This window comes from Thermocrispum sp. (assembly GCF_002919275.1).
Taxonomy (GTDB): Bacteria; Actinomycetota; Actinomycetes; order Mycobacteriales; family Pseudonocardiaceae; genus Thermocrispum; species Thermocrispum agreste.
Genome location: NZ_PKFA01000048.1, coordinates 55,752 through 77,170, shown reverse-complemented (window position 1 = coordinate 77,170; position 21,419 = coordinate 55,752). Strand labels below are relative to the sequence as shown.

Here is a 21,419-nt window from a genome sequence, read left to right as displayed (position 1 = left end):
GGTGGTGGAGAACGCAGCCAGGCCGGTCAAGGCGGTCATTCGCAACGTCAGCAAGGTCTACCGGGGACGGACCGACGTTCCCGCGCTCGACACCGTCGACGCCGTCGTCTACGAGGGTGAGTTCCTGACGATCGTCGGGCCTTCCGGCTGCGGGAAGTCCACCCTGCTGCGGATGCTCGACGGGCTCCAGCGGCCGAGCGAGGGCGCCGTGGAGATCACGAAGGCGAGTAGCGATCGGCCGCTCACGTCCATGGTGTTCCAGGACTACAGCGTCTACCCGTGGATGAGCGTCTTCGACAACGTCGCGCTCGGGCTCGCGCGCAGCACGCTCAGCAAGGCGGAGAAGGCCGAGCGCGTGCGGGAATGGCTCGACCGGATGGATCTCGGCAAGTTCGAGTCGGCCTATCCGATGGAGCTGTCCGGCGGCATGCTGCAGCGGGTCGCCATCGCGCGCGCCCTCGTCGCCGAGCCGGAGATCCTCCTCATGGACGAGCCGTTCGCTGCGCTCGACGCCCAGCTGCGGCGCCGGCTGCAGGAGGAGCTGCTGGAGATCGTCGGCAACACCGGCAGGACGGTCGTGTTCGTGACCCACAGCTTGGAGGAGGCGATCCTCCTCGGCGACCGGATCTTGGTGATGTCGGCACGTCCCGGACGGATCGTCGACTCCGTCGACGTCCCCTTCCCCCGCCCGCGCGATCCGGAGCTGCGCACCTCGCCGGGCTTCCGCGACCTGGAGGAACGCCTCTGGACGATCCTCAAGGACCACGCCGACCACCGCGTCTGAGCCGAGCCGTCGCCAGTGCCACGCAATGAGGAGAGTGCAGCAGTAATGACGCCCGAGCAGATCTTCAGTGGGCAGACCGCGATCGTGACCGGCGGCGCGAGCGGCATCGGCGCCGCGACCGTCGAGCACATCGCCCGTCGCGGTGGGCGGGTGTTCAGCGTCGACCTCAGCTACGACTCGCCCGCGGGCGAGGTCGTCCCCGTCTCCGGAAACGGGTTCGGCTACGAGGCGGTGCGCTGCGACGTGTCGAACGAGGACGAGGTCGAGCGGACGGTGTCGAGCATCGTCGACGCCGCCGGGAGTCCGAGCATCCTCGTCAACAGCGCAGGCACCACCGGGCCGCAAGCGCCGCTGTGGGAGACGTCGTACGACTACTGGAAGATGATCTATCGCATCAACGTCGACGGCACCTTCCTCATGTGCCGGGCGGTGATCCCTCACCTGACCTCGAACGGGTACGGGCGCATCGTCAACATCGCGAGCATGGCCGGGAAGGAAGGCAACGCCGGCTCGTCCGCGTACTCGTCGGCGAAGGCCGCCGTCATCGGCATGACGAAGTGCCTCGGCAAGGAACTCGCGCGCACCGGGGTACTCGTCAACGCGGTCGCCCCGACGGTGTTCACCACACCGCTCAACAAGAAGGTCAACCCGGACTACCACGAATTCCTCATCTCCCGGATCCCGCTCGGCCGTCCCGGCGAGGTGCACGAAGCGGCGGAGATGATCGGGTTCCTCGTCTCGTCCCGATGCAGCTTCTCCACCGGCGCCGTGTTCGACCTCAGCGGTGGCCGGGCGGTCTATTGAGCCCGACGAGAGCGGAGATGGCCTCAAGATGCTGAACGCGCGAGAGTACGCGGCTTTCATGGCGCCGGAGTCGGTCGCCGTCATCGGCGCGTCGACCGACCCGCGCAAGCCGTCCGGCCGCACGCTGAGGTACCTGCGCAAGTACGGGTTCCACGGGCGGGCGTACGCGGTCAATCCGGTTCACCAGGAGGTTCAGGGTTTCCCGTCGTTCTCGTCGGTCCGGGACCTGCCGGAACGGGTGGACCTGGCCGTCGTCGTGGCGCCCGCCCGCCACGTCCTGGAAGGCCTGCGGGACTGCGTGGAGCACGAGATCCCCGCGGTGATCATCGTCTCGGCGGGCTTCGCGGAGACGGGCGAAGCCGGGCGGGCCATGCAGGACGAGCTGCGGGCCTGCGTCGCGGGGAGCGGCACGCGAGTGCTCGGGCCCAACTGTGTGGGGATCGTCTCCACGCGGGTGAACCTGGCCGCGACCATCAACACCGGGCTCGACCAGGACCGGTTCCGGTTCCGGCAGAGCGGCGTCGCCCTCATCTCGCAGAGCGGCGCGATGGGTGCGTTCATCTTCAACCTGTGCCAGGGGAAGGGCGTCGGCCTCGGATCGATGCTCAGCACCGGCAACGAGATGGACGTCTCGCTGACGGACATGATCAACGCGTCCATCGACGACCCCGCGGTCACGTCGATCGTCGGGTACATCGAAGGCATCCGCGACGGCAAGAGCTTCATCGAAACGCTCGAGCGCGCGCAGGACGCCGGCAAACCCATCGCGATGATGAAGGCAGGGCGCTCCGACAAGGGTCAGCGCGCGATCGCCTCGCACACCGGGGTGCTCGCCGGAAGCGACCGGGTCTACGACGCGGTCTTCGAGCACTACGGCGTGCACCGGCTGGACACCATTCGCGAGCTGGCCGACTACGTCGAGCTCGCGGCGGTAGAGCACGTCACCCGGGGCTCTCGCCTGAGCATCGCGACGACGTCCGGAGGCGCCGGGATCCTGGCCGCGGACTACTGCGAGCGGTTCGGGCTCACGCTCGCCGAATGGGACGCGGAATGGCGGAGCAAGCTCGCGGCGGCGCTGCCGAGCTACTCGGCCCTGGGCAATCCGATCGACATGACGGGGGCCGGGGGCCGCCCGGAAGTTCTCGCGCCGGTGCTCGACGCACTGCTCACGCACCCGGACACCGACGTCGCCGTGCTCATGCTCGGAAACCTGGAGAACAACGAGGCCGCCCTCGTCGACATCATCGCGGAGAAGGCGTCCGCATCGCAGACGCCGCTCGTGGTGGTCTGGGTCGGCGGAAGCGGCCGTCCGGAGACCGAGCTGAGCGCGCGTGGGGTGCCGTGCTACCGCGAACCGCTCGACGCGCTCCGCGCGATCGCCGCACGCCGGCCGGTTCCGCCCGGAAGCAGGCCGAAGCCGGTCGAGGTGAATCCCGCCCGCCGCGAGCAGGCCCGCGAGCTCATCGCGCGCGGCAACACCGGCGGTGTCCTCGACGAGGCCACCGGCAAGCGGCTGCTTGGTCTCTACGGCATCCCGACCGTGGCGGAGAAGGTGGCGGCGACGCCCGAGGACGCCGCAGCCGCCGCGGAAACCCTCGGCTTCCCGGTCGTCCTCAAGGCCTTGCACCCGCAGCTGCAGCACAAGTCGGAGCACGGCGGCGTGGTGCTGGGCCTTCGGTCGGCCGACGAGGTGGCCACCGCCGCGCGCACGATGGCGAAGCGGATCGAGGAAGAGCTCGCGCTCACCGTGGAGTTCACCGTCCAGCAGGCGGTACCGCCCGGTCGCGAGATCCTGCTCGGCGTCAAGCGCGACCCCGACTTCGGCCTCCTCGTCGTGCTTGGTTCGGGAGGCGTGCTCACCGAACTGCTCGACGACGTCGTCATCCGGCTGCCGGTCGCCGACCCGGAGCGGATCAGAACAGCACTGTCCAAGCTGCGGATCTCGGCGCTGCTGGACGGCTACCGCGGAGAGGAACCCGCGGACGTCGATGCCCTCGTCGACTGCGTGATGAGGGTCGTCGACCTCGTCGGGGAAGTCGGCGACTGCATCGAGGGGATCGACATCAACCCGGTCATCGTCGGACGACGCGGTGACGGGGTGTGCGCGGTGGACGCGCTGGTTTTCGTGACAGGGAAGGAGTCTGGCGCATGACGACGGAGACGGCGGCCGCGAAGGATCTAGCCGCGTGGCGCGCAGAGATCCGTCAGTGGCTGAGCGCCAACGTGCCACGCGACCTGGTGGGCGCACGCCCGCTCACGTCGCCGGAGGTACTCGAACGCAGGCGCGCGTGGGAGCGGGTGCTCTACGACAACGGCTACGCGGCGATCCACTGGCCGGTCGAGTATGGCGGCAAGGGCATGGGTGCGGCCCACCGGATGATCTTCCAGGAGGAGTACGAGCGTGCATCGGCCCCGCCGCGCCTGAACATCCAAGGCCTGATGCTGGTCGGGCCGACGCTCATGCAGCACGGCACCCCGGAGCAGCGAAGCCGCTGGCTGCAGCCGATCCTGCGGTGCGAAGAGGTCTGGTGCCAGGGCTTCAGCGAGCCGGAGGCAGGAAGCGACCTCGCCGCCCTGCGCACCAGCGCCCGCGTCGTCGGGGACCGGTACGTCATCAACGGCCAGAAGATCTGGACGTCGGGCGCGACGTACGCCGACTGGATGTTCGCCCTCGTGCGGACCGACCCCGACGCGCCCAAGCACCGGGGGATCACGGCCGTCCTCATCGACATGCGCAGCCCCGGCATCGAGGTCCGGCCGATCCGGCAGATCAACGGACGGCGCACCTTCGCCGAGGTGTTCCTCGACGACGTCGAAGTCCCGGTCGCGAACACCGTCGGCGAGATGGGCGACGGGTGGAACGTCGCCATGAGCGCGCTGGTGCTGGAGCGCGGCATCGGACGGCGCTCGTACGTGAAATACCTCCCCTTGTTGCAGGAGCTTCGCCACCTGGCGATCGCCTCGGGCGGCGCCGACGACTCAGCGACGCTGGAAGAACTCGGCTGGCACGTCATGCAGGTCTGCAGGTACCGGCACCACGTCGGACGCACGATCGCGGAAAGTTCCGACGGTCGCTTCGGCCCCGAGGCCAGCCTGAACAAGCTGTTCTGGTCGGAGATGGAGGCGGCGATCTACGAGACCGGCATGAGGCTGCATGCGCTGGCCACCGCGACGGGCACCGAGCCTGCCCTTTCGGAGCGGTATCCGCTGTGGGAGGCCGACTACTGGCATGCCCGCGCGACGCGCATCTTCGCTGGGTCGAACCAGATCCAGCGGAACATCATCGCCGAGCGTGTGCTCGGGATGCCGAAGGAGAAGCGATGACCCTTTCGTACGGATCCGACGCCACCTCCACCGAGCTCGCCGCCGGCCTGAGCGACGTCCTTTCGGCGAAGTGCGATCTGGACCACGTGCGGCGGGTGTGGTCCGAGGGTGAGTTCGACCGTTCGTTGTGGGACGAGGTCTCCTCCCTGTCGTTCTGGGGTGCCCTGATCCCGGAGGCCGACGGCGGGCTCGGGGTGCGCTCCGAGGACGTCGTGCGCAGCCTCGAGGAGTTCGGCTATTCCGGTGCATCGCTTCCGTTGACGGAGACGGTCGCGGTCGTGGTGCCGACCATTCACCGGTTCGCCGACGACGAGATGCGCGACCGCCTTCTCCCCGGGCTGCTCAGTGGAGCGTCGGTGAGCACCGCGGCGGTCATGCCAGGCGGAACCGTCGCCCTGTTCGCGGACGTCGCGGACGTTGCGCTCGTGGCCGCCGAGGACGGGCTGTACGTGCTGGAGCGCGATCAATTCACCGTCGAACCCGTCCACTCGCCCGATCCGACCAGTCGTCTCGGTCGCATCAAGCCACGCCCGGACGCGTTCACACCGCACGCCCGCCTCGGCGAGGGAGCGCTGGACGAAGCGCGGCTCCGCGCGGTGTGGGCGACCGCCGCGGTTCTCAACGGGGTGTCGCGACGCATGCTCGACCTGACCGTCGAGCACACCAAGCAGCGTGAGCAATTCGGCCGGGCGATCGGAACTTTCCAGGCGGTCAAGCATCTGGCGGCCGACGCGTGGGTCGCCGTCGAGAGCTCACGGCCGTGCAGCTGGTATGCGGCATATGCCCACCAGGAGGGTCTGCCGGACGCGGCGGTGGCGGCAAGCGTCGCCATGGCGTCCGCCAGCGACGCGGCGCGCCTCGTCGGGGACTCCGCGCTCCAGCTCCACGGCGGGATCGGCTTCACCTGGGAGCACCCGCTGCACTTCTGGCTGAAGCGGGGAAAGCTGCTCGAGCACAGCTACGGCTCCCGTCAGTTCCACCTCCGGACTCTCGGCGTGGCCATCCGCGACGAGCAGGCCGGGTCCGAGGCGCTCTTCGCGGACGTCTGAGCGCCCTGCACGCCGAGAGACCACGAGAGGAGAAACGCACGTGCTGACGTCGACATCCACCCTTGCGGTCGACTACGAAGAGAACGGGGTCGCAGTCGTCACGCTCAACCGTCCGGAGCGGCTGAACGCGGTCAGCCCGGAGATGCACCACGAGCTCCAGGAGCTGTTCGGGCAGGTCGACTCCGACGACGACACCCGCGTCGTCGTCATCACCGGGGCGGGACGCGGCTTCTGCTCCGGAGGCGACACCAAGACGATGGCCGCCAGGCACCAAGCCAGCGGGGAGCCGCTGCGCGTGTACTCGCGCGGACGCCACCTCATCACGACCATGCTCTCCGTCGAGAAGCCGCTTGTCGCGATGGTCAACGGGCCGGCGGCCGGGCTCGGCGCCACGATCGCGCTGTTCTGCGACGCCGTGTTCATGTCGGACGCGGCTTCGATCGGGGACCGGCACGTCAACGTCGGGCTCGTCGCGGGCGACGGCGGCGCGGTGGTCTGGCCGCTGCTGGTCGGCCCGCTCCGCGCCAAGGAGCTGCTGATGACGGGACGGATGCTCAGCGGACAGGAGGCCTACGACCTCGGCCTGGTCAACCGCGTCGTCCCGGCCGCGCAGCTGTGCGAGCAGACGCTCGCGTTCGCCCAGGAGATCGCCGCTCAGCCGCCGTACGCCGTGCGCGCGACCAAGGCCTCGATCAACCGGTTCGTGCACCTGGTCAACAGCCACGTCCTCGACGCCTCGCTGGCGTGGGAACGGATCTCCATGAAGACACAGGACCACTTCGAGGCGCTGCGTGCACGCCAGGAGCGCCGTCCGGGTGTCTACCACGGGTATTGATCCGGACCGGGAGCAAGGGAGGACAGCGATGGAGCGGGTTGCGATCGTCACGGGCGGCGGCCGCGGGATCGGCGCCGCGATCGCGCAGCTGCTGGCCCGGGACGGGTTCAGCGTCGTCGCGTGGGATCTGCAGGACGTCCTCGGCTCGCAGGACGCAGCCTGGATCGGCGACACCCAGAGTGTCGATGCGATGGCCGTCGACGTGTCGTCGGAAGAGCAGGTGACGACGGCCGTCGAGTCGATCGTCGCGGAGCGCGGCGGCGTCGCGTGCCTGGTCAACAACGCTGCGATCTCGCCGAAGCGCCCGGACGGCTACCGGGTGCCGCCGATCGAGACCACCACACAGGAGTGGGACGCCGTCATGGCCGTCAATCTGCGCGGCCCGTTCCTGGTGACCCGTGCCGTGCTGCCCTCGATGATCCAGGCGGGATGGGGTCGCATCGTGAACATCTCGTCGACGGCGGGCAGGCAAGGGGCGCGTGTCGCCGGGCTGCCCTACGGTGTCGCCAAGGCCGGCATCAACGGGCTGACCAGAACGCTTGCTCTCGAGGTGGGAAAGCACGGGATCACCGTGAACTCCGTCGCGCCGGGACGCATCGCGACGCCGATGTCGGCACGCAGCGCGCCGGAAGTGCAGGCGGCCTCCCGGGCCCGGATCCCGGTCGGACGCGAAGGGACGCCGTGGGATGTCGCCGGCCTCGTCTCGTACCTGTGCAGCGACGAGGCGGGCTATGTCACCGGCACGACGATCGACATCAACGGCGGTTCCTTCATCGCGCCGTGAGAGCCGGGGACCGACCATGACGGTGCAGCTCGACCCGGCGACGCTCGACGCTGCGGCCTGCTACCGGCTGATGACCGGCGTCGTCGTGCCGCGGCCGATCGCGTGGGTGAGCACGCTGCACGAGGACGGCCGGGTGAACCTGGCGCCGTTCAGCTGTTATACGTTCGTGTCCTACGAACCGATCCTGGTAGGAATCTCGATCGGCCGCCGCGCGGGCGCGCTCAAGGACACCGCGGCGAACATCCAACGTGAGCGGGAGTTCGTGCTCCAGGTGGCCCACGAGTCCGAAGCGGCGCTCGTCCATGCGTCGGCGGAACCTTTCCCGCCGACGGTGAGCGAAGTGGAGCAGCTCGGCCTGCGGACCGAACCCTCCCGCCTCGTCCGGACACCGCGGCTGTCGACCGCGCCGGTCGCCCTGGAGTGTGCGCTCGAGCAGGTGATGACGTTCGGCAACGCCGGTTCCCAGTTCGTCGTCGGGCGCGTGGTACTCGCGCACGTCCACGACGAGCTCTACCGCGACGGCAAGATCGAGACCGACCAGCTCCGGCCGCTCGCGCGCATCGCAGGCCCCAGCTACGCGACGATCGGACGGCTGTTCCGCTTCCGGCCGAACGGTCAGCGCGGCTGAGCGCGCCTGGACCGCAAACGCAGCGACTCGCCTGGGATGTATCGCGCGATCCCGTGGGCCAGGATCGCTGCGCCCGCGATCCCGATCACTCCGAGCGCGCCGACGGCGAAGGGCAGTGACACCGCCGTCGTCGCGGCGGAAACCGCGAGAGGAGCGCCGGCATTGCCGAGACTTCCGATGAACCGCCACGCGCCGAGGAACGGCGCCGGATCCTCCGGGTCGGCCAGGTCGGCACCGAGCGTGAGAACGATGCCGGTGCCCATCCCGTTGGCGACGGACATGGTCATCGTCAACACGACGAACCACACGGCCGGGTTCGCAAAGCCGGCGGTGAAGGCGAGGACCAGCAAGGACAGTGCCAGGCCCAGCGTGCTCGGCAGAGCGTTCCACATCCGTCCGAACCGGTCGCACAACCAGCCGCCGAGGTAGCAGAGCGCGAAGTCGACGCCTCCGGCGATGCCGACGACGAGGGCGACGGAGGAGTCGTCCATGCCGATGCTCACTCCCCACAGCGGCATGATGACGGTCCTGCCCGCGCGCAGCGCCATCACCACCGCCGCGCCGGTCCCCAGCCGCAGCAGCACGTCGCGGCGGTTCACCAGCGTACGGGCGATCCCTGCCGAGCGGGGTGCGGCTGCCACCGCGCGTGCCGTCGTCTTCTTCATGGCCGCGGTCTCGGGATCGCGCGTGAACAGCAGCACGACGGCGGCCGCGGTGCACGTCGCGACATGGATCCAGTACGCGGACTCCAGGCTGCCGAAAGTGCTGAGGACGTAGGCCGTGAGGAAAGGACCGACGAAATGCCCGAGCCGGAAGAGGCCGCCGACGGCGGCGAGCACCCGAGAGCGGTAGACCAGGGGGACGTAGGTGGTGATGAAGGCATGCCGGGCCAGTGAGAACAGCGCGGTGGCGAGGCCGACGAGGAACACTCCGACGCCGACCGCCCACGGCCCCGGCAGGAGCATGCAGACACCGATGCCGGCCAGCGACAGGCCTGCTGCGGCCAGCATGGCGTTGCGCTCGCCGAGCAGCGTCACGATCCGCCCGCTCGGCAGATACCCGATGAGCTCTCCGACCATCAGCATGGCCGCCACGACTCCGGAGACCGCCAGGATCGTCGAGCGGTCGTCGAACAGCGGCTCGCTGATGCGGGCGACGATCAGCGGAATGGCGGGCATGAGCGCGCCGACGCCCGTCGAGTACAGCACCAGGGGCAGCAGCGCCGAGAGGACGACGCTCCGCCAGAGCCGGTCACCGCCGGGCGTGGACATCGGCGGGCTCGCACGATCCGGGACGGCTGCTGCGACGCTTCGGCGAGAGGGTCGGAGGAGGGAATCTCCTTGGCCGGATCCGGCTTGACGCAGCGCTGTCCATGCGCGAGAGTGTACACGACCGACCAATCGGTCGGGAGCGGAAAACCCAAGGTGAGATGGCGGATGAACGACCCGACGGCGCCGGAATCAGCGGTCGAGAATATCGACTCAGGCGTCTGGTCGATCAGGGTTCCGATGCCACGGCATCCGCTGCGCGCTTCGCTGTGCTACGCGTACGTCGCCGAGGACGGCACCGCGACGGTCATCGACCCCGGCTGGCCCACCGAGGAGTCGTGGACAGCCCTCGTGGACGGGCTGCGGGCGATCGGCGCCGACCCCGCACGGGTCGACCAGATCCTGCTCACCCACGGCCATCGCGACCACAGCGGGCTGGCGGGCAGGCTCGCGAAGGTGTCGGGAGCACGCGTCCGGCTGCATCGCGAGGACCGCGAGATGCTCGTGCCCAAGGGCGCGGCGCACGGTGAACGGGTACGGCACTGGCTCGCCCTGGCGGGAGTGGACGACACCGACAGCCTGGCTGCGGCCTCGCTGCTGCCGGCGCTGCCGCCGTTTCCCGACCAGGTGAGCGCACCGGGCTTCGTCCACGACGGTGACGTCGTGTCCGTCCCCGGCGGTGAGCTGGTCGTGCACTGGACGCCAGGGCACACGCCGGGCCACGTCTGCTTCGAGGATGCCGGGCGCGGCCTGCTGTTCACCGGGGACCACGTGCTCCCGCGGATCTCTCCGAACGTCTCGACGATGGTGGGGCACCGCGCGAGCGCGCTCACCGACTATCTGGAATCACTTGGCAAGGTGGCGCGGCTGGCGGTGTCGCGGGTCCTGCCTGGCCACGAACGCCACTTCACCGACATCGCCGCGCGGGTCGATGCACTGTTCGTCCACCACCGCCGTCGTCTCGACGAGATCCTGGTCGTCCTTGCCGACCGCTCGCCGCACACGACCCTGGAGCTGGCGCGTGAGCTGACGTGGTCGCGAAGGTGGGACGAGATCAAGGGCCTGCAGCAGCGGGCCGCGCTGGGCGAAGTGCTGTCGCACCTGCACTTCCTGCACGACGTCGGCGCCGTGGACATGGACGCCGAGAGCATCCCGCTCACCTGGCGGATGATCCGCCCCGATGCGCTCGCCGAGGCATGGGGTGCGGCAGGGTACCCGAGCGCGGCGTGAGGCGGGCGCGTCCGTGGCGCTTGATCAGCGCCTGCGCGCAGAGCGGTCGAGGAACCGCGCGCGCAGCGCCTGCGACTCGCTGCTTTGCAGCAGCGTGACCTGTGCCCGTCCTTCGGCGGCAGCGGCCTCGGCGACCGTGCTGTGGCCCTGCGCGAGCAGCGCCGAGGTCGCCGCGACCATCGGCGCGGACAGCTCGGCCAGCCGCTTGGCCACCTGAATCGCACGGGGCAGGGCCTGGCCGTCGTCGACGACCTCGTCGACAAGTCCGGCAGCGTGCGCCTGGTCGGCGTCGTAGGCATCGAGGAGCAGCAACATCCGGCGTGCGCGGGCGTGGCCTATGCGGCGAGGGAGCGTCCAGGTCAAGCCCGTGTCCGGGGCGAGGCCGATCCGCCCGAACGACGCCTCGAAGCGTGCCGTCGCTCCGCTCACCACATATGTCGCCGCACTGACCAGCGACAGCCCGGCACCGTAGGCGCCGCCCTCGACGGCAGCGACCACGGGGACGGAGCTGTGCACCAGCTGGCCGGCGAGCGCAGCGAGAACGTCGAGCCGCCTGGCCGCTTCCGACGGATCGGCGGTCATGGCCCGTATGTCGCCTCCCGCGCAGAAGAATCCGCCCGCACCAGTGAGGACGACAGCTCGTGCCTCGTGTTCGGCGGCGCGAAGCGCTGCCAGCAGATCCGCCCTGGCGGGCAGGTCGAGCACGTTGCGGCGCTCGGGCCGGTTGAGGGTGATCAGGCGGACGCTCTGGCGGTCCTCGGTCAGGATCCGGGGTTCGGTGCCCGCTGCGCCGGCCCGCTCCTGGGTGCTGGGCATGCTGTCTCGCCTCCGTCCCAGACGCTCAGATCGCCGGCTCGCCGCGGCGCAGGTTCTCGTCGTAGTGGTAGAAGCCCCGCCGCGTCTTGCGCCCGAGGGTGCCTTGCTGGACGAGGCGCGTCACGGTTCGCGACGGCGCGTCGGCCGGGTCCCCGGTTTCGGCGAAGCGGGCCTTCTTCGTGGCGTAGCCGATGTCGATGCCGGTCAGGTCCATCAGCTCGAACGGACCCATCGGGTACCCCAGGGCGAGGCGGCAGGCCTGGTCGATCGTCTCGATGCCCGCGTAGCCGCCCTCGCAGAGGCGGAGCGCCTCGTCGCGCACGGCGTTCAGGATGCGGTTCGCGATGAACCCGGGAATCTCCTTCTTCAGCACGACGGGCACCTTGCCCAGGCTCTCGACAAGCGCGGTTGCGCGGGTCACCGCCGCGACGGCGGTGTCCGGCCCGCCGATGATCTCCACGGCCCGCATGGTGAGCACGGGGTTGAAGAAGTGGATGTTGAGGAAGCGCTCCTTGTGCACGATCCCCGTGGCCAGGGAGGAGGGAACGAAGCTCGAGGAGTTCGACGCAAGCAGCGCATCCGGCTCGAGGAGACGATCGAGGCCGGCCAGAAGGTCGCGCTTGAGGTCGCGCACCTCGGTGATCGCCTCGATGACGAGGCCGGCTCCGGCGACCGCGTCGAGGTCCGCGTGCACCTCGATCCGCGCACGAGCAGCCTCGGCTGCGTCATGGGAGATGCGCCCGCGCGACGCGTGGCGCGCGAGGCCGGCGTCGGCTCGCTCGAGGGCGCTACGCCGGGTGGACTCGTCGCGCTCGATGAGGGTGACGTCATGCTCGTGCAGTGCGAGCAGCAGCGCGATCTGGACCCCCATGGTGCCGGCTCCGATGACTGCCGTGTGATTCATGAGCGTCGCTCCACCTTCCGTTGAACCGGGGCCGTCGGCACCCGAAGTGCACCTGACTGCCTTCGAGCTGGCCGTCGGCCGAATACGGCAACGCCTGGCACGGTCGCTCGGCGAGCAGGCCCGCGGTCTCGTCCACGTCGAACGCGACCCGGGCGACGAACTGGGCGAGGCGGCCGTGCAAGCCGTGCCCGGACGGGCTCGTTCCCAACAGCCCTGTTGTGCCCAGCAGCAGCTGCTCGGGCACGGTCACCTCGGCAAGCGGACCGGCGCACCGGGCCCCGCCGGAGGCGAGGAGGGCGCCCGCCGAGGTTGACCTCCACGGCACCTCCAAGCGCGACAACCACTACTGCCCGACCGCATCGGGCAGGTTGCCCAGACCAGCTCCAAGCGGATCCGGCTCGGCGTCCTCGACGGCGATGCGGATGTCGCATGCCCCAGCGAGGCCACCGCCGAGCGCGTGCCCGCCCATGGCGGCCGGGGTGGTCTTCCCGGAGATCCCGCGAGCTCCGTCATCGAGCGCGTTCCTCGTCTCCGGCCGGTCCACGGCGGCCGTGCGGCCGCCACTTTCGACGTCGACGCGGGACGTCGAGCGGGTCGAATCCACACACCGTGTCCGCCGGGTGCTACGACATTCCTTGCCGAGAAGGACCATCCCGACCGATTGGTCGGTTGGCGCGGTAATATTGCCCCACGGGCTCGACCGACGTCAAGCAGGCGAAAGCCTCGACGAGAGGCGGGCTCGCGCCTGCGAGCTCTAGGGTCATGCGTGACCGGACAACGGGAGTTCTTGGCTGAGGACGGTATGAGCCCGACCGACAAGGAAGCAGGTCGACAGATGACGCCAATAAGGTCGACGCCGACGTCGTCGGCGTCGCACACGGCAGCTCAGGGACAGTCCCGGCGGGACGAGATCGTGCGGCTGGCAAGTCTGCTGTTCCGCGACATGGGCTACCACAGCGCGACGATGGACAAGATCGCGGAAGTGGCGGGCATCGCGAAGCCCACGCTCTACCACTACTTCCGCAGCAAAGAGGAGATCCTGTTCAACATCCACTTGCAGTACATCATGCCGCTGATCGAGTCGCAGCGGGCGCGCGTGGAGAAGGGCGTCTCCTCCACCAGGGTCGTGTACGAGGTGATCCTCGAGCATCTGCAGGTCATCGCCGACAGCCCCGGGACGCTGCAGGCCTTCATCGACCACCAGCGTGAGCTCAGCGACGCGCGTCGCAGGCAGATGAAGGAGAACCGCCGCACCTACCGGCGGCTGGTCGAGGCGTCCTTCGAGCGTGACATCAAGCTCGGCGTGATCGCCCCGTGCGACACCCGGACCGTCGCCTTCTCGCTGTTCGGCGTGTGCAACTGGGCGTCGCGCGCGCACCCGCGCCTGAGGGTCGAGGAGGTCGAAGACCTCGCGACTCAGCTGTGGCGGCTCTTCGTCTTCGGCACCGCCGGTCCCCAGCGCAACGACATGCACCCAGATGACTTCCGGTGACACATGCTCGACTCCCGCGCCGCATCGCGCCGCGTCCGATGCGGACCTAGGTCGTGCTGCGCACGAGCCCGTCGTCCGCACCCTGCTCGAGCCTCGCTCCGTCGCCGTCGTCGGCGCGTCGAACGACCTGCGTAAGCCGGGTGCACGCGTGCTCAGGAACATCGTCACCCACGGGTACGAGGGCGAGGTGTTCCCGGTCAGCCAAGGCTCGGAGATCGTTCAAGGGCTTCCCGCGTACACGTCGGTGACCGCGCTGCCGCGGACGCCCGACGTCGCGATCGTCGCGATCCCCATCGCGGGCGCCGTCGCAGTGACCGAGGAGTGCGCGCGCCGCGGCGTTCGTGCCGTCGTCCTCATCAGCGCGGACCCGCCAGGCTCGGACGACCATCACGACGCACTCGCTCGGGTGCGCGAGCGATACCCGGGCACGCGGATCCTCGGCGCCAGCAGCCTGGGCGTACACGGCGGGCATGCGCGGTTCGCCGGCAACTTCGGGACGGCAACGGAAGGCGAGTTCGACTTCGTCCCGTCCGACGTGTTCATCCTGAGCCAAAGCGGCGGCGTCGGCGGCTACGTGCTGAGCGCCGCGCACGCGTCCGGGCTGAAGATCGGGGGGTACATCAGCACCGGCCGCGAGGTGGATCTCACCTTCGCGGAGCTGCTGACCAAGACCGTGGACGAGTACGCGCCGAGACTTGTGCTCGGTTATCTGGAGGGGACGCAGGACCTCGCGGCGTTCTCTTCCGCACTGCAGTACGCGAGACAGCGGGATGTCGTCGTGGTGCTCCTGCGCGGCGGCGTGACGGGCGCAGGCCGGAGCGCAGCCCGCCGACACAGCGGGCTCGAGCCGTTCGACGACGAGAGCTGGCGTGCCGCCGTCGACGGCGCAGGGGCGCTCACGGCACGCTCCATCGAGGAAATGCTCGACATCGCGCGAGCAGCGGCAAGCAGGCGGTGCCGCAAGGACGCCCGGTTCTCGGTCGTCGCGGCATCGGGCGGTGCGACCGTGCTCATGGTCGACGCCCTGGCCCAAGAGGGCTTCGGCCTTGCCCGATGGCAGGACAGCGACAAAGCCGAGCTGCGCCGCCTGCTGCCGGAGCAGGCCGTCCTGGACAACCCGATCGACGCCACCGGGGCGATCTTCTCGCGACGGCACACCCTGCGAAGCGTCCTCGAGGTGTGCGTGCGCCACGACGGCACCGACGCCGTGATCCTCACCCTCGGGAACATGCCGCACCTCGACGAGCACGTCTTTGCCGAGATCTCGGCGATCGCCTCCGAGGTGGGCAAGCTCGTCGTGGTGGTGTGGGCGGGAGGCTCACCCGACGCGGTCCGCAGGCTCGCCGGGCTCGGGGTGCTGGCGTTCTCGGATGCGGCTCGCTGCGCGTACGCCCTGCGCCGGGCCGCTGACATCGGCCCGGCTTAGCGTCCTGCGCTTCCTCGCCCGGCGTCGTCCACGCACCTTGACGGTGCCTGGCGGCGCCGCAATAATCGCACCCGACCGACCAGCCGGTCGAGTCGGTGCGTGGCGCGCGGATCGGTGACCGACAGCCTCGGCGGCCGATGAGCACCAGCACCCGTGCGGCGAGAGGAAAGAGCAGGTGGGCGAGGCCTTTCTGGTTGGTGGCGTGCGAACGCCTTTCGGACGTTACGGCGGCGCGCTCGCCGAAGTGCGCCCCGACGACATGCTGGCGCACAGCCTGCGCTCGCTCATGGCCCGGCATCCTTCGCTCGGCGACGACGCGATCGACGAGGTGGTGGCCGGCTGCGCGAACCAGGCCGGCGAAGACAACCGCAACGTCGCGCGGATGGCCACACTGCTCGCCGGGCTCCCCGCGCACGTTCCGGCGATGACGGTGAACCGCCTGTGCGGCTCCGGCCTCGAGGCGGTGGCCTGCGCGGCAAGGCTGACGCTGTCCGGCGAGGCCGACCTCGTACTGGCGGGCGGCGTCGAGTCGATGACCCGCGCCCCGTACATCCTTCCGAAATCGGCAAGGCCGTGGGACCGGACCGTCCAGGCCGCCGACTCCACACTCGGCTGGCGCCTGGTCAACGAACGCATGGAGCGGCTGTACGGCACGGACTCGATGGCGGAGACCGCCCAGAACGTTGCGGTCGAGTACGGGATCGGCCGCAGCGATCAGGACGCGTTCGCGCTGCGTTCCCAGCAGCGGTATGCCGCCGCGGCCGCCCGCGGACACTTCGCTGACGAAATCGTCCCTGTCGAGGTCGAGTCCGGCACCGTCGAGCGCGACGAGCACCCACGTGACACGTCGCTGGAACGCCTGGCGAAGCTCCCGGCCGTGGTGGATGGCGGGAACATCACCGCGGGCAACTCGTCGGGGATCAACGACGGGGCCGCCGCCGTCCTGGTCGCCTCGGGTGAAGCGGTGGCGAAGCACGGTTTGCGCCCGCTCGCCAGGATCAGGGGCTACGCCACCGCCGGAGTGGAGCCGCGCGTCATGGGGATCGGGCCGGTACCTGCGACGCGGAAGCTCTTGGCAAGGACCGGCCTCACGCTCGACGACGTCGATCTGTTCGAGGTGAACGAGGCCTTCGCCGCGCAGGTGCTCGCCGTCGTCCGGCAGCTGGGGTTGCCGGACGACTCCGAGCGGGTCAACCCGAACGGCGGCGCGATCGCGATCGGCCACCCGCTGGGCGCTTCGGGAACGCGCCTGGCTCTCACGCTCGCCAGGGCGATGCGGGAGCAGGAGGCCCGCCGGGGGGTCGTGACGATGTGCGTCGGCGTCGGTCAGGGCGTGAGCCTCCTGCTGGAGGCGGCATGAGCGCGACCTCGGCAAGCCGGCCTGCGCAACGACAGGACGCTCCCGGGACGCTGGCCGACGAGCTGCGTCAGCGCTTCGGCGACATCGACCTGCCCCAGTATCCGGCGAGCGAGACGATCCGGGTGCAGCTGCGCCATCGGTCCGTTCGCGCGTTCCTGCCGGAGAAGATTCCGCAGGACGCCCTCGACCTCGTTCTCATGGCCGCCCAGGCGGCATCGCACTCCTCGAACCTCCAGGCGTGGTCGGTGGTGGTCGTCGAGGACGCGGACCGCAGGCGTCGCGTCTGCGAGGCGATCGGCGGCATGGACTTCATCAACCAGGCGTCGGTGCTGCTCGTCTGGGTGGTCGATCTCACCAGGGCCGAGGTGCTGCTCCGGCGGCGGGCGCAGGACATGGAGACGGCCAGGTATCTCGAGGGAACGCTCGTCCCGTTCGTCGACATCGGCATCGCCGCGCAGAACGCCCTGCTGGCCGCGGAGTCGCTCGGCTTCGGCGGGGTGTTCATCGGGGCTTTGCGGAACAACCCGCCTGCGCTCGTCGACGAGCTCGGGCTTCCTGCCCTGTCGTTCCCCGCGCTGGGGATGGCGCTCGGCGTTCCCGACCCGAGCGAGGCGGCAGGCATCAAACCGCGACTGGCACCGAAGGCCGTCGTGCACCGCGAACGGTATCGGGCAGACATCGCCGCGGACAGCGTCGACGAGTACGAGCCGCGTCTTACCCGGTATTACCGGCGCTTCGGCGTCGAGGGCCACAGCTGGGCGGGTCGCGTCGTCAGCCGCCTCGGGCCACGCGAGGGGCTGAAGGGGCGGCATCGCATGCGGAAGTGGCTCCGGCGGCAGGGCCTGCTTGCGGAGTGACGTCCGCCGACGACGCCGTGAGCACCGGCACGCCCGCGCCCCGAACAGCACACCGACTTCCGCCACGCCCGCGCAGGGAGGGCGACCGGTGCGCGACCCACCGCCACTGGCCGACGCTGACAGGCACGCCGGCATAAATAAGGCGACCGGTGCGCGACCCGCCACCGCTGGCTGACGCCGACAGGCACGCCCGCACAAGGGAAAGCGACTGGCCCCGCGGCACGGCGCATCCCCCGTGCCTCCCAGCCCGGCAACCGCCTCTCGGCGAGCCGCACGACGACGCCGTTGCCGACTCCGAGGGCGTGCGCGGCCAGCGCGCGCAACCATGGCCGGGATCACGCCGTTGGTCAAACGAGCATCGCGTTTCCCGGCCCGTTGGTTAGAGTAGCCTTACCTAATTTCGCGGGCGGCATTCGGTAGCGGAGGTACCACGTGCGGGTGACGGGGCGGTCCGTCCTGCGGTCCGCGATACGCGGCCAGCGACGCCACGTGGCAGGCGCCGCCGTGCTCGCCGCCGGGCATCAAGCGGGCGAGGTGCTGGTGCCGGTCGTCATCGGAGCGGCCATCGACACCGCGGTCGCCACTGGCTCGCTCCCCCGCTTGCTGCTGTGGCTGGGCGTGCTGGCCGCCGTGTTCGCCGTGCTGTCGACGTCGTACCGGTTCGCCGAGCGCAAGGCGCAGCGAGCCGGCGAGCAGGCCGCCCACGACCTGCGGCTGCGGCTCACCCGGCGGGTGTTGGACCCGCACGGCGGGGCCGACGGCCTGCCCGGGACGCTGGTCTCCATCGCCACCGGCGACGTCAAACGGGTCGGGCAGCTGGTCGCCGCAATCCCCTACGGTGTCGCCGGGCTCGCTGCCCTGATCGTCAGCTCGGCGGTGCTGCTGACCAGCTCGGTCACGCTCGGGCTGGTCATCCTGCTCGGCACCCCGCCGGTGCTGTGGCTGTCCCAGCTGGCCGGGCGGCCGCTGGAGCGGCGCAGCCACCACGAGCAGGAGCGGGCGGCCGAGGCATCGGGCCTGGCCGCCGACCTGGTGGCCGGCCTGCGCGTGCTGAAGGGCATCGGCGCGGAACAGGCTGCGGTGCAGCGCTACCGGCGGACCAGCCAACGGTCGCTGGCCGCCGCCGTCCGGGCCGCCCGGGCACACGGCATGCACAACGGCGCGGTGCTGGCCGCGACCGGGATCTTCCTGGCGCTCATCGCGCTGCTCGGGGCCCACCTGGCACTGGCGGGCAGCATCACCGTCGGCGAGCTGGTGGCCGCGGTCGGGATCGCCCAGTTCCTGCCCACGCCGTTCCACCTGCTGACCTACGTCAGCAGCGAACGAGCCAGGGCGCGCGCCTCGGCCGAGCGGGTGGCGCGCGTGCTCGACGCCGGGCCACAGGTACACCCTGGCACGGCGAAGCTGCCCGCCGAACCCGCCGGTGAGCTGCGCTTGGCCGGGGTGCGCCACGGGCCGCTGCGCGCGCTGGACCTGCACGTGGCCTCCGGAGAGATGGTCGGAATCGCCTGTGAGGACCCGGCGGCGGCGAGTGCCCTTCTCGAACTGGTGGGCCGGGACAGCGATCCGGAGGAAGGTGCCGTCACGCTGGACGGCATTCCACTCGCCGACTTGGAGCTCGACGAATTGCGTCGCGCGATCCTGGTGGCCGATCACGACGCCGATCTGTTCGAGGAAAGCGTCCTGGACAACGTCGCGGTGCACGGCAGCCGCGACGACGCGCAACGGGCCATCACGGCGGCGGCCGTGGACCTGGTCGCCGAGACGCTTCCGGACGGGTTGCAGACCGTCCTGGCCGAACGCGGCTCGTCGCTGTCCGGTGGGCAACGCCAGCGGGTCGCCTTGGCACGTGCCCTCGCGGCCGATCCGCCGGTGCTGGTCCTGCACGACCCCACGACCGCGGTCGACCCGGTGACCGAGGCCGCCATCGCCTCCGGGATCGCCCGCCTGCGCGCGTCGCGCACCACGATCCTGGTCACCACCAGCCCTGCCCTGCTGGCCGCGGCCGACCGGGTGGTCTTCCTGCGGGACGGCGCCGTGGCGGGCAGCGGCACGCATGACGAGCTGGCTGCCGATCCGGCCTACCGGGCGGTGGTGTTCGCGTGACCCGTGAACTGCTCCCGGTCGCACCGCCGTCCCGCACCGTCGCGGTGATCGGCGACCTGCTCCGCCAGCGGTGGAAGCTCGCGGCGACCGCGACCGTGACGTTGTTCGGTGCCGCGGCGGCCGGGCTGCTGCCTGCGCCGCTGCTCGGCCACATCGTCGACGTCGTCGCGCAGCGGCAGGGCGCCGATGCGTTGACCTGGCCCGTCGTGGTGCTCGTGCTGGTCGCGGTCGGGTACGGCGTGCTGACCGCGGCCGGTATCGCACTCGCCGGGCGGCTGGGCGAGCACGTCGTGGCCGCGCTGCGCGAGCGGTTCGTGGAGCGGGCGTTGCACCTGCCGCTGGAGGAGATCGAGCGAGCTGGATCCGGCGACCTCACCTCGCGCATCAGCAGCGACGTCACGCAGGTGACGACCGTGGTGCGGGAGGCGCTTCCCCAGCTGGCGCACGCCGTCTTGACCATCGTGCTGACCATGGCCGGCCTCGTGGTGCTGGACTGGCGCTTCCTGCTGGCCGCGCTGGCGGCCGCCCCGATCCAGGCCTTCGCCGTCCGCTGGTACCTGCGCAGGGCACGGCCCGTCTACACCGCGCACCGCACATCGCAGGGCGCGCTGCAGCATCGGCTGCTGGACACCGTCGGGGGCGCGAGAACGGTACGGGCTTTCCGGCTGCAGCCAGCGCACACCGCCAAGGTGGACGAGTCGTCCCGTACCACCGTCGGCCTCGCACTGCGCGGGGTGCGGCTGCTGACACAGTTCTTCGGACGGCTGAACCTGGCCGAGTTCGTCGGTCTGGCCGCGGTGCTGGCCATGGGGTTCTGGCTGGTGTCGATCGACGCGGTGACCATCGGCGAGGCGACCGCAGCGGCACTGTACTTCCACGGGCTGTTCAATCCGATCGGCGTCGTGCTGTTCCTGGCCGACGACGCACTGTCGGCGGGGGCGAGCCTGAACCGCATCGTCGGCGTCGCCGATCTGCCCGCCGCTGCACCACAGGCACGGCTCGGGCAAGGTCGCGACAGCTCCGTGAAACTGGCCGGCGTCTCCCACCAGTACCAGCGCGGGCACGAGGTGCTGCACGACGTCGAGCTGCACATCGCCGAAGGAGAACGCGTGGCCCTGGTGGGTGCCAGCGGGGCGGGCAAGTCCACGCTGGCCAAGCTGGTCGCAGGCATCCACCGGCCGACCGGCGGATCGCTCACCGTGGGCAGCCTGGACGTCGCCGAACTGGGTTCGCCGACGGCGAGCGGGCTGGTCGCTCTGGTCAGCCAGGAAGTGCACGTGTTCGCCGGGCCGCTGGCCGACGACCTGCGGCTGGCTCGGCCGGACGCCACCGACGAGGATCTGCGGGCGGCGCTGGCCACGGTCGGCGCGTGGGAGTGGGTGGAGCGGCTGCCGGACGGGCTGCAGACGGTGGTGGGCAACGGCGGCCATCGGTTGAGCACCGCCCAGGCGCAGCAGGTGGCGCTGGCCCGGCTGGTGCTGGCCGACCCGGCGATCGCCATCCTCGACGAGGCCACCGCCGATGCGGGCAGCGCGGGCGCGCGGATGCTGGAGAAGGCGGCCGACGCGGCGCTGCGCGGCCGCACCGGGCTGATCGTCGCGCACCGGCTCACCCAGGCCGAGGCGGCCGACCGGGTGGTCGTGCTCGACGGCGGCCGGATCGTGGAGGTGGGCACGCACCGGGAGCTGATCGCCCGGGGCGGGCGTTACGCCGAACTGTGGCGGGCGTGGTCGCGCAGCCGGGAACACTGAT

20 protein-coding genes are annotated in these 21,419 nt (G+C 70.5%); 16 read left to right on the top strand and 4 right to left on the bottom strand.

What is annotated here, in order from left to right:
* Position 1 precedes the first annotated feature (1 nt).
* The 8 genes from CXP56_RS11070 to CXP56_RS11035 are packed head-to-tail and all read left to right on the top strand — an operon-like array spanning position 2 to position 8,208.
* On the top strand, positions 2 to 784 hold the full coding sequence (locus CXP56_RS11070; RefSeq protein WP_245566646.1) for an ABC transporter ATP-binding protein: 783 nt from the start codon (positions 2 to 4) through the stop codon (positions 782 to 784).
* 45 nt (positions 785 to 829) lie between these two features.
* A complete protein-coding gene (locus tag CXP56_RS11065) occupies positions 830 to 1,588 on the top strand; it encodes an SDR family NAD(P)-dependent oxidoreductase (RefSeq protein ID WP_028847756.1) in 759 nt (252 codons plus the stop codon).
* 28 nt (positions 1,589 to 1,616) lie between these two features.
* Entirely contained in the window at positions 1,617 to 3,740 is a 2,124-nt protein-coding gene (locus tag CXP56_RS11060) for an acetate--CoA ligase family protein (protein ID WP_028847755.1), read from the top strand.
* Complete coding sequence (locus CXP56_RS11055; RefSeq protein WP_028847754.1) at positions 3,737 to 4,912, top strand: acyl-CoA dehydrogenase family protein; 1,176 nt, start codon at positions 3,737 to 3,739, stop codon at positions 4,910 to 4,912. Before CXP56_RS11060 ends, CXP56_RS11055 begins: the two co-directional genes overlap by 4 nt.
* Positions 4,909 to 5,961, top strand: a complete 1,053-nt coding sequence (locus tag CXP56_RS11050) for an acyl-CoA dehydrogenase family protein (protein ID WP_028847753.1) — start codon at positions 4,909 to 4,911, stop codon at positions 5,959 to 5,961. The genes CXP56_RS11055 and CXP56_RS11050 overlap by 4 nt, the downstream gene beginning before the upstream one ends.
* A gap of 40 nt (positions 5,962 to 6,001) precedes the next feature.
* Positions 6,002 to 6,796, top strand: coding sequence for an enoyl-CoA hydratase/isomerase family protein (locus CXP56_RS11045; protein WP_028847752.1), 795 nt, complete (start codon positions 6,002 to 6,004; stop codon positions 6,794 to 6,796).
* Positions 6,753 to 7,580, top strand: coding sequence for an SDR family NAD(P)-dependent oxidoreductase (locus CXP56_RS11040; protein WP_286901012.1), 828 nt, complete (start codon positions 6,753 to 6,755; stop codon positions 7,578 to 7,580). The genes CXP56_RS11045 and CXP56_RS11040 overlap by 44 nt, the downstream gene beginning before the upstream one ends.
* A gap of 16 nt (positions 7,581 to 7,596) precedes the next feature.
* A complete protein-coding gene (locus CXP56_RS11035) occupies positions 7,597 to 8,208 on the top strand; it encodes a flavin reductase family protein (RefSeq protein WP_286901010.1) in 612 nt (203 codons plus the stop codon).
* Here the strand turns inward: CXP56_RS11035 and CXP56_RS11030 are convergent.
* On the bottom strand, positions 8,196 to 9,479 hold the full coding sequence (locus tag CXP56_RS11030) for an MFS transporter (protein WP_028847749.1): 1,284 nt from the start codon (positions 9,477 to 9,479) through the stop codon (positions 8,196 to 8,198). The genes CXP56_RS11035 and CXP56_RS11030 overlap by 13 nt on opposite strands.
* A 165-nt stretch (positions 9,480 to 9,644) precedes the next feature.
* Here CXP56_RS11030 and CXP56_RS11025 point away from each other — a divergent pair, with 165 nt between their 5' ends.
* A complete protein-coding gene (locus CXP56_RS11025) occupies positions 9,645 to 10,706 on the top strand; it encodes an MBL fold metallo-hydrolase (protein ID WP_286901008.1) in 1,062 nt (353 codons plus the stop codon).
* Between the two features lie 24 nt (positions 10,707 to 10,730).
* Here the strand turns inward: CXP56_RS11025 and CXP56_RS11020 are convergent, their stop codons facing one another.
* The gene (locus tag CXP56_RS11020) at positions 10,731 to 11,522 is read right to left on the bottom strand and encodes an enoyl-CoA hydratase/isomerase family protein (RefSeq protein ID WP_286901007.1); all 792 of its coding nucleotides are present in this window, start codon (positions 11,520 to 11,522) and stop codon (positions 10,731 to 10,733) included.
* A gap of 25 nt (positions 11,523 to 11,547) precedes the next feature.
* Complete coding sequence (locus tag CXP56_RS11015; protein ID WP_286901005.1) at positions 11,548 to 12,426, bottom strand: 3-hydroxyacyl-CoA dehydrogenase family protein; 879 nt, start codon at positions 12,424 to 12,426, stop codon at positions 11,548 to 11,550.
* Here CXP56_RS11015 and CXP56_RS11010 point away from each other — a divergent pair.
* Positions 12,425 to 12,739, top strand: a complete 315-nt coding sequence (locus CXP56_RS11010; protein ID WP_156899208.1) for a hypothetical protein — start codon at positions 12,425 to 12,427, stop codon at positions 12,737 to 12,739. The genes CXP56_RS11015 and CXP56_RS11010 overlap by 2 nt on opposite strands.
* Before the next feature lie 30 nt (positions 12,740 to 12,769).
* Here the strand turns inward: CXP56_RS11010 and CXP56_RS11005 are convergent, their stop codons facing one another.
* The gene (locus CXP56_RS11005; RefSeq protein ID WP_028847747.1) at positions 12,770 to 13,030 is read right to left on the bottom strand and encodes a hypothetical protein; all 261 of its coding nucleotides are present in this window, start codon (positions 13,028 to 13,030) and stop codon (positions 12,770 to 12,772) included.
* A 198-nt stretch (positions 13,031 to 13,228) separates the two neighbouring features.
* Between CXP56_RS11005 and CXP56_RS11000 the strand changes: the two genes are divergently transcribed.
* The 6 genes from CXP56_RS11000 (at position 13,229) to CXP56_RS10975 (ending at position 21,418) form a co-directional block, all read left to right on the top strand.
* The gene (locus CXP56_RS11000; RefSeq protein ID WP_084609203.1) at positions 13,229 to 13,918 is read left to right on the top strand and encodes a TetR/AcrR family transcriptional regulator; all 690 of its coding nucleotides are present in this window, start codon (positions 13,229 to 13,231) and stop codon (positions 13,916 to 13,918) included.
* A complete protein-coding gene (locus tag CXP56_RS10995) occupies positions 13,905 to 15,344 on the top strand; it encodes a CoA-binding protein (RefSeq protein ID WP_286901002.1) in 1,440 nt (479 codons plus the stop codon). The genes CXP56_RS11000 and CXP56_RS10995 overlap by 14 nt, the downstream gene beginning before the upstream one ends.
* 175 nt (positions 15,345 to 15,519) lie before the next feature.
* Complete coding sequence (locus CXP56_RS10990) at positions 15,520 to 16,704, top strand: acetyl-CoA C-acyltransferase (RefSeq protein WP_028847746.1); 1,185 nt, start codon at positions 15,520 to 15,522, stop codon at positions 16,702 to 16,704.
* Entirely contained in the window at positions 16,701 to 17,561 is an 861-nt protein-coding gene (locus CXP56_RS10985; RefSeq protein ID WP_051310166.1) for an NADPH-dependent oxidoreductase, read from the top strand. Before CXP56_RS10990 ends, CXP56_RS10985 begins: the two co-directional genes overlap by 4 nt.
* Before the next feature lie 489 nt (positions 17,562 to 18,050).
* Positions 18,051 to 19,667, top strand: coding sequence for an ABC transporter ATP-binding protein (locus CXP56_RS10980; protein ID WP_286901001.1), 1,617 nt, complete (start codon positions 18,051 to 18,053; stop codon positions 19,665 to 19,667).
* The gene (locus CXP56_RS10975; protein WP_286901000.1) at positions 19,664 to 21,418 is read left to right on the top strand and encodes an ABC transporter ATP-binding protein; all 1,755 of its coding nucleotides are present in this window, start codon (positions 19,664 to 19,666) and stop codon (positions 21,416 to 21,418) included. The genes CXP56_RS10980 and CXP56_RS10975 overlap by 4 nt, the downstream gene beginning before the upstream one ends.
* Position 21,419 lies beyond the last annotated feature (1 nt).